The sequence below is a fragment of the Rhizobacter sp. P2_D12 genome (assembly GCF_056404395.1).
On record NZ_JBFUEB010000174.1, the window covers coordinates 1 to 8,289 of the forward strand.

The 8,289-nt window shown below is 70.5% G+C and carries 8 protein-coding genes and 1 pseudogene; 3 read left to right on the forward strand and 6 right to left on the reverse strand.

Annotated features, from left to right (window positions below; translation table 11 throughout):
- From AC1DYN_RS30560 to rpsB, 6 genes and pseudogenes are all read right to left on the reverse strand, one after another.
- A pseudogene (locus AC1DYN_RS30560) lies at nt 1-389 on the reverse strand (phosphatidate cytidylyltransferase); the annotation flags it as partial.
- 2 nt (nt 390-391) lie between these two features.
- Nucleotides 392-1,099 (reverse strand): polyprenyl diphosphate synthase, encoded by a 708-nt coding sequence (gene uppS / locus AC1DYN_RS30565; protein WP_477966237.1) that lies wholly within the window; start codon nt 1,097-1,099, stop codon nt 392-394.
- 93 nt (nt 1,100-1,192) lie between these two features.
- On the reverse strand, nt 1,193-1,753 hold the full coding sequence (gene frr, locus AC1DYN_RS30570; protein WP_477966225.1) for a ribosome recycling factor: 561 nt from the start codon (nt 1,751-1,753) through the stop codon (nt 1,193-1,195).
- 10 nt (nt 1,754-1,763) lie between these two features.
- Nucleotides 1,764-2,474, reverse strand: a complete 711-nt coding sequence (gene pyrH, locus AC1DYN_RS30575) for a UMP kinase (protein ID WP_477966226.1) — start codon at nt 2,472-2,474, stop codon at nt 1,764-1,766.
- A gap of 126 nt (nt 2,475-2,600) precedes the next feature.
- On the reverse strand, nt 2,601-3,518 hold the full coding sequence (gene tsf, locus AC1DYN_RS30580; protein WP_477966227.1) for a translation elongation factor Ts: 918 nt from the start codon (nt 3,516-3,518) through the stop codon (nt 2,601-2,603).
- A gap of 89 nt (nt 3,519-3,607) precedes the next feature.
- Nucleotides 3,608-4,354, reverse strand: coding sequence for a 30S ribosomal protein S2 (gene rpsB, locus AC1DYN_RS30585; protein WP_477966229.1), 747 nt, complete (start codon nt 4,352-4,354; stop codon nt 3,608-3,610).
- A gap of 168 nt (nt 4,355-4,522) precedes the next feature.
- Here rpsB and AC1DYN_RS30590 point away from each other — a divergent pair, with 168 nt between their 5' ends.
- The 3 genes from AC1DYN_RS30590 to AC1DYN_RS30600 form a co-directional block, all read left to right on the forward strand.
- The gene (locus AC1DYN_RS30590) at nt 4,523-5,875 is read left to right on the forward strand and encodes an amidase (RefSeq protein ID WP_477966231.1); all 1,353 of its coding nucleotides are present in this window, start codon (nt 4,523-4,525) and stop codon (nt 5,873-5,875) included.
- On the forward strand, nt 5,875-7,206 hold the full coding sequence (locus tag AC1DYN_RS30595) for an FAD-dependent oxidoreductase (protein WP_477966233.1): 1,332 nt from the start codon (nt 5,875-5,877) through the stop codon (nt 7,204-7,206). The genes AC1DYN_RS30590 and AC1DYN_RS30595 overlap by 1 nt, the downstream gene beginning before the upstream one ends.
- A 12-nt stretch (nt 7,207-7,218) precedes the next feature.
- Nucleotides 7,219-8,289 (forward strand): NAD(P)H-hydrate epimerase (locus AC1DYN_RS30600; RefSeq protein ID WP_477966235.1); only part of this gene is annotated, 1,071 nt, incomplete at its 3' end.

Sequence of the window (8,289 nt, forward strand, 5' to 3'; positions counted from 1 at the left end):
GAACAGGCGAGCGCGAGCCACGCGGTCCACAGGGCGGCCAGGCCGAGCACCCAGCGCGCGACCGCCGGCAACTGCGGCCAGGCCGCCGGCCCGACGCGCAGCGCGAGCGCGCCGCCCAGCACCCAGACCGCGAATGCCAGCCACCAGGCCGGGTTGGCACCGGGATGCACCCAGCCCGCAACCATCGCGGCAGCGCAGCCGGCCGCCAGGGCCACGCCGAGCGCGATCGAGACCCCGGGCGACGCCGCATTCAGGCGCGCCCATTCCCAGCCCGCCGCGCCGATCATCAGCAGCGTCAGCAGCGCGAACGGCCAGGCGATCGGCGCGAACATCGCCGGCAGCAGGATGGCCAGCAGCACGACCGCCGTGATGATGCGTTGCTTCAGCACGCTCAGGCCCTGCCGCCGGCGGTGGCGGCCGCATCGCTGCCGGCGTCGGCACTGTCGACGCGGCCGAAGCGGCGGTCGCGGCTCGCGTAGTCGGCCAGGGCCGCGTCCAGCTCGGCGACGCCGAACTCCGGCCACAGGCAGTCGCTGAACACCAGCTCGGAGTACGCCACCTGCCACAGCAGGAAGTTGCTGATGCGCACCTCGCCGCCGGTGCGGATGAAGAGGTCGGGGTCGGGCGCGTAGTTCATCGCCATGAAGCTGCCGAGCTTGGCCTCGTCGAGCTCGTGCGCCGGCACGCCGGCGGCGATGGCCTGCTGGCAGGCCTGAACGACGTCCCAGCGGCCGCCGTAGTTGAACGCGACCGACAGCGTGATGCGCCGGTTGTCGGCGGTGGCGCGCTCGGCCTCGTCCCAGGCGGCGCGCACCTTGTCGGACACCTGCGAGCGGTCGCCGACGATGCGGATGCGCACGCCCTCGCCGGCCAGCTTGGCCAGGTACTTGGACACCGCGACCAGCACCAGGCTCATCAGCCCCGAGACCTCTTCGGTCGGGCGCTTCCAGTTCTCGGACGAGAACGCGAACACGGTGAGGAACTCGATGCCGCGGTCGGCGCAGGCCTCGACGGTGCGCACCAGCGCATCGACGCCCTGCTTGTGGCCGAAGAAGCGCGGCATCAGCCGCTTCTTGGCCCACCGGCCGTTGCCGTCCATCACGATCGCGACGTGGCGGGGAACGCGGTTCACGGTGGCCACCGGAGGCGTGCGGGAGAAGAGAGAGGAAACGATAAGGGTCTCACGGCCGCGTCAGACGGCCATGATCTCCGCTTCTTTGCCGGCGATCAGCCGGTCGATCTCGGCGATCGTGCGGTCGGTCAGCTTCTGCACCTCGTCCAGCGAGCGGCGCTCGTCGTCCTCGGTGATCTCCTTGTCCTTCAGCAGCTTCTTCGCGTGCTCGTTGGCATCGCGGCGCAGGTTGCGCGTGGCGATCTTGGCGTCTTCGCCGGCGTTGCGCACGACCTTGGTCAGGTCGCGGCGGCGTTCTTCGGTCAGCGCGGGCATCGGCACGCGCAGCAGGTCGCCCTGCGCCGACGGGTTCAGGCCCAGGTCGGACTCGCGGATGGCCTTCTCGATCTTGGCGCCCATGCCCTTTTCCCAGGGCTGCACGGTGATCGTGCGCGCGTCCAGCAGCGTGACGTTGGCCACCTGGCTGATCGGCAGCATCGAGCCGTAGTAGTCGACCTGCACCTGGTCGAGCAGGCCCGGGTGGGCGCGCCCGGTGCGGATCTTCTGCAGTTCGCCCTTGAACGATTCGATCGTCCGGCCCATCTTCTGCTCGGCCGTCTTCTTGATGTCGGCGATGCTCATGTCGGTTTCCTCAAACGTGAACCAGGGTGCCTTCGTCTTCACCCATCACCACGCGCTTCAGCGCGCCGGCCTTGAAGATGCTGAACACCTTGATCGGCAGCTTCTGGTCGCGGCACAGCGCGAAGGCCGTCGCGTCCAGCACCTGCAGGTTGCGGGCGATGGCTTCATCGAAACTGATCTGACTGTAGCGCGTGGCGCTCGGGTCCTTCTTCGGGTCGGCGGTGTAGACGCCGTCGACCTTGGTCGCCTTCAGCACGATCTCGGCACCCATCTCGGCCCCGCGCAGCGCCGCGGCGGTGTCGGTGGTGAAGAACGGGTTGCCGGTGCCGGCCGCGAAGATGACGACCTTGCCTTCCTCGAGGTACTGCAGCGCCTTCGGCCGCACATAGGGCTCGACCACCTGCTCGATGCTGATGGCCGACATCACGCGCGCCGTCATGCCTTCCTGGCGCATCGTGTCGGCCAGCGCCAGCGAGTTCATCACGGTGGCGAGCATGCCCATGTAGTCGGCGGTGGCGCGGTCCATGCCGACCGAGCCGCCGGCCACGCCGCGGAAGATGTTGCCGCCGCCGATCACGACGGCGACCTCGCAGCCGAGCTGCGTCACCTCCTGCACCTCGCGCACCATGCGCACGATGGTGGCGCGGTTGATCCCGTAGGCGTCGTCGCCCATCAGGGCCTCGCCCGAGAGCTTGAGCAGGATGCGCTTGTACGCCGGCATGCGATTTTCTCCCCGTGTTGGCCACGCCTTGCGGCGCTGAAGTCTAACCATGGTGACGGAGCGCCTCGTGAGCGCCCCGCCCTTGCCCTGCGACCGGCGGCGCTCAGCCGCCCTTGGTAGATGCGTTCAGCCGCCCTTGGCGGCGGCGACCTGCGCCGCCACTTCGGCCGCGAAGTCGTCGACCTTCTTCTCGATGCCTTCGCCGACGACGTAGAGCGTGAAGCCCGACACCTTCGTGTTCGCGGCCTTCAGCATCTGCTCGACGGTCTGCTTGTCGTTCTTGACGAAGGTCTGGTTCAGCAGGCTGACTTCCTTCAGGAACTTCTGCACCGAGCCTTCGATGCGCTTGGCGACGATCTCGGCCGACTGCACCGGCTTGCCGGCGGCTTCGGCGGCCTTCGCGTCCTCGGCAGCCTTGCCGGCGGCCACGGCGCGTTCCTTCTCGATCAGCTCGGCCGGCACTTCCGACGAGGCCAGCGAGACCGGTTTCATCGCGGCGATGTGCATCGCGACGTCCTTGGCGGCGGTGTCGTCGCCCTCGAACTCGACCAGCACGCCGATGCGGGTGCCGTGCAGGTAGCTCGCGAGCTTGCCGCCTTCATAGCGCTTGAAGCGGCGGATCGACATGTTCTCGCCGATCGTGCCGATCAGGCCCTTGCGGACGTCATCGAGCGTCGGGCCGTAGCCGTCCTGCGAGTACGGCAGGGCCGACAGCGCAGCCAGGTCGGCCGGGTTCTTCTCAGCGGCGAGCTGGGCGCAGGCCTTCGCGAAGGTCAGGAACATGTCGTTCTTCGATGTGAAGTCGGTTTCGCAGTTCACTTCGACCAGCGCACCGGCGTTGCCCGCCAGCGCGGCGGTGACCACGCCTTCAGCGGTGATGCGCGAGGCGGCCTTGCCGGCCTTGCTGCCCAGCTTGACGCGCAGCAGCTCCTCGGCCTTCTCCATGTCGCCGCCGGCTTCCGTCAGCGCCTTCTTGCACTCCATCATCGGGGCGTCGGTCTTGGCGCGCAGTTCGCCGACCATGCTTGCAGTGATTGCAGCCATCTTGAATCTCCGGAATCATCTCGGGTGGAAAAAAAGGGGCTGTGAAGCCCCTTTCGGTGCCCGCCGTTCGGCAGGCAGGGGCCGTGCGATCAGGCGTTTTCGCTGACTTCCACGAATTCGTCGCCCTCGGCCGAAGCGGCTTGCACCACTTCGTTGGTCGAGTTGGCGCGGCCTTCGAGGATGGCGTCGGCCACCGCACGGGCGTACAGCGCAACCGCCTTCGACGAGTCGTCGTTGCCCGGGATCACGTAGTCGATGCCTTCGGGCGAGTGGTTCGAGTCGACGATGCCGATCACCGGGATGCCCAGCTTCTTGGCTTCGGCCACGGCGATCTTGTGGTAGCCGACGTCGATCACGAACATCGCGTCGGGCAGCGCGTTCATGTCCTGGATGCCGCCGATGTCCTTCTCGAGCTTGGCCAGGTCGCGCGTGAACATCAGCGCTTCCTTCTTGATGCGGATCTCGGTGCCGGACTCGACCTGCGCCTGCATGTCCTTCAGCTTCTTCAGCGAGCCCTTGACCGTCTTGAAGTTGGTCAGCATGCCGCCGAGCCAGCGCTGGTCGACGAAGGGCATGCCGGCACGGCGGGCTTCCAGCGCGATGACTTCGCGGGCCTGGCGCTTGGTGCCGATCATCAGGATGGTGCCGCGGCGCGAGGCCAGCTGGCGGATGAACTTCATCGCGTCGTTGAAGAGCGGCTGCGTCTTCTCGAGGTTGATGATGTGGATCTTGTTGCGATGGCCGTAGATGTACGGGGCCATCTTCGGGTTCCAGAAGCGGGTTTGGTGGCCGAAATGGACGCCGGCTTCCAGCATCTCACGCATGGTGATGGTCATGTGAACTCCAAAGGTTGGTTCTAGAATCCGTCTCGAATTGCAAGGGTTTGATACCCGTCGCAACACCTTTCAACAGCCGGATTCGCGATTTGTCTGCCTGACGCGGCCCTCGAAGCGAGAACGCATTCAGATAAACCCGTAGAGTGTAGCACGGCCCACCCCCTCCCCATGCCCCTTGACCTCACCGCTGCACGCAGCGACATCCTCCAGGGCCGGTCGACCGCGAGCGAGATGCTCGCCCGCAGCCAGGCCGCTGCAGACGCCCCCGTCAACGCCCACAGCTTCATCCGCCGGTTCCATGGCGCCACGGCCGTGGCCGCCGCTGTCGACGCCCAGCACGCGGCCGGCGCACCGCTGCCGCCGCTGGCCGGGTTGGCCGTCAGCATCAAGGACCTGTTCGACGTGGCTGGCTATCCGACGACCGGCGCATCGCGTGCCCTCGACGACGCACCACCCGCGACGCATGACTGCCCCGCGGTGGCCCGCTTGCGCGGGGCCGGTGCCGCGCTGACGACCCACACCAACCTGACCGAATTCGCGTTCTCCGGCGTCGGCATCAACCCCCACCACGGCACGCCGCTGAACGCCGCCACCGCGGCGCTCGACCCGCTGCCGCGCATCCCCGGAGGATCGACCTCGGGCGGCGCGACCTCGGTGGCCAGCGGTGCCGCGTGGGCCGCGCTCGGCTCCGACACCGGCGGGTCGATCCGCATCCCCGCCGCGTTGCAAGGCCTGGTCGGGTTCAAGAACACCGCGCGGCTCACGCCCACCGACGGCGCGATCCCGCTGTCGACCTCGCTCGACACCGCGAGCGCGATCACGCGGTCGGTGCGCGACGCGGTGCTGCTGCATGGCCTGCTGTCGGCGCGCCGCGTCGAGCTTGCACACCGGCCGGTGTCGGCACTGAACCTGGCCGTGCCGACCACGCTGCTGCTCGACGGACTGGACCCCGCCGTCGCTGCCGCCTTCGAGCGCAGCCTGGCCGCGCTGCGCCGCGCCGGCGCCCGCATCCAGGAGATCGCGCTGCCCGCAGTCACCGAACTGGCCGCGATCAACGCCACCGGCGGCCTGCCCGGGGCCGAGAGCTGGGCCTGGCACCGCCACCTGCTGGCGCGCCGCGAAGCCGACTACGACCCGCGCGTGGCCGTCCGCATCCGCCGCGGCGAACGCATGAGCGCCGCCGACTACATCGACCTGCTCCGCGCGCGCGCCGACTGGATCGCCCGCATGACGCCGCAACTCGCCCCCTTCGACGCGCTGCTGAGCCCGACCGTGCCGATGCCCGCGCCGCACGTCGCCGATCTCGCGACCGACGAGGCCTTCTTCGCCACCAACGCCCGCCTGCTGCGCAACCCGTCGGTGGTGAACATGCTGGACGGCTGCGCGCTGTCGCTGCCCTGCCATCGCGCGGGCGAGCTGCCGGTGGGCCTGATGGTGTGGAGCAGCGCACTGCGCGACGACACGGTGCTCGACGTCTCGCTCGCGATCGAGCAGGCGTTGGCCGACGCGGGGGCCGCCTGATGCGCGTCGCCGTGATCGGCGCCGGCATCGTCGGCGTCACGACCGCGTACGAACTGGCCGCCGACGGCCACGACGTCACGGTGTTCGAGCGCCGCGGCAGCGTTGCCGCGGAGACCAGCTTCGCGAACGCCGGCGTCGTCGCGCCCGGCTACGTGACGCCGTGGGCCGCGCCCGGCATGCCGGGCAAGGTGCTGCGCCACCTGTTCAGCAAGCACTCGCCGGTGCGCGTCAACGCCTCGCTGGACCTGGCCACGCTCGGCTGGATGTGGCGCTGGTGGCGCGCGAGCAGCCTGCACACCTTCCGCGCCAACCGCACGCGCATGCAGCGGCTGGCGCTGTACAGCCGCGAGCGGCTGCACAAGCTGACGCAATCGCTGCAGCTCGAGTACGAGCGCACCGACGGCTACCTGGTGCTGTGGCGCGGCGCACGCGACGCCGCGCAGGCGCAGGCCGGCGTCGCGATGCTGCACGACCTGGGCGTGCGCTTCGAGACGCTGGACGCGGCGCAATGCCGGCGCGTCGAGCCCGGGCTGAACCCGGAGACCGAGCTGCACGGCGGGCTGCACCTGCCGCAGGACGAGGTCGGCAACTGCCGCCAGTTCGCCGGCCTGCTGCGCGCCGAGGCACAGCGGCTGGGCACGCGCTTCATCTTCCATTCGACCGTCAGCCGCATCGAGCCGGGTACGCGGCCACAGCTGACGCACCTGCGCCTGTCGGCCGAGGAATCGACGCTCGCCACGCCGAACAGCGAGCGCCGCAGCACGCCGCCGGAGATCGCCGAACCCGAGACGCTGACGTTCGACGCGATCGTCGTCTGCGCCGCGATGGGCGCGCCGCAGCTGCTGTCGCCGCACGGGCTGAAGCTGCCGCTGGCGCCGGTCTACGGCTACTCGGTGACGGCGCCGCTGCGCCACCACGAAGCGCACCCGGACGTCGGCCCGCGCTCGGCGCTGATGGACGAGCGCTACAAGGTGGCGGTGACGCGCATGGGCTCGCGCGTGCGCGTCGCCGGCAGCGCCGAGCTGGGCGGCGCGCCGCAGAGCTACAACCAAGGCTCGCTCGACACGCTGTACAAGGTGCTGAACGACTGGTTCCCCGGTGCGGCGCGCATGAGCCAGGCGCAGCGCTGGAAAGGCGCGCGGCCGATGCTGCCGGACGGCCCGCCGGTGCTGGGCGCCAGCGGGCTCGGCGGGGTCTGGCTGAACCTCGGGCATGGCTCCAGCGGCTGGGCGCTGGCCTGCGGCTCGGCGCGGGTGCTGGCCGACCAGCTCGCGCATCGCTCGCCGGCCATCGACGTCGACGGCCTGGGCATCGGGCGGCTCTCGCACTGACGGACGGGGCGCATGCTGCAGCGCGTCCACTCCCGCACCGAGGCGTGGCCGCTGCACGGGCTGGTGCGCACGCGGGCGATCGAGACGGCCGCGCTGCAGGGGCTGGCGCCGTTCAGCCTGATGCAGCRTGCCGGCGAGGCCGTGGCGCGGCTGGTGCGCGCCATCGCACCGCACACGCGGCGTGTGTGGGTGGCCGCCGGGCCGGGCAACAACGGCGGCGACGGGCTGGTGGCGGCGGTGGCGCTGCAACGCGCCGGCATCGAGGCCATCGTGACGCTGGCGGCCGATCCGGCGCGGTTGCAGGGCGATGCGCGGCAGGCGCACGCGCTGGCGCTGGCCGCGCGCCTCCGATGGGCGGATGACGTCCCCGACGGGTTCGGCCGCGCCGGCGACGTGGCACTGGACGYGCTGCTCGGCATCGGCGGCAGCCGTGCCCCCGAAGGCCGGCTCGCGGCGCTGGTCGCGACGCTGAACGCCCTCGCCTGCCCGGTCCTCGCGATCGACCTGCCCTCGGGACTGAACGGCGACACCGGCCAGCCTCATGGCGACGCCTGCGTGACGGCCTCGCACACGCTGTCGCTGCTGACGCTGAAGCCCGGGCTGTTCACCGGCCAGGGCCGCGACCATGCCGGTGAGGCCTGGCTCGACGATCTCGGCATCGCCAGCGACCGCCCGGACGCATGCCTCAGCCCCGCGCCGTCACCGGCAGGCTGGCAGCGACGCCACGGCCAGCACAAGGGCAGCTTCGGCGATCTCGTCGTGATCGGCGGCGCGCACGGCATGGCCGGTGCCGCGCTGCTGGCCGCGCGCGCTGGCCACGCCGCGGGTGCAGGCCGCGTCTACCTGGGGTTCCTGGATGAGGACGGGCCGACGCTGGATGCCGAACGCCCCGAGCTGATGGTGCGCCGCGCACCGTGGCGCGACGACCTGCTGCTGCAGGCCACCGTCGTCTGCGGCTGCGGCGGTGGCGATGCCGTGCGCGCGGTGCTGCCGCGCGTGATCGGCCAGGCACAGCGCCTGGTGCTGGACGCCGACGGCCTGAACGCGGTCGCGCACGACACCGGCCTGCGCCAATTGCTGGCC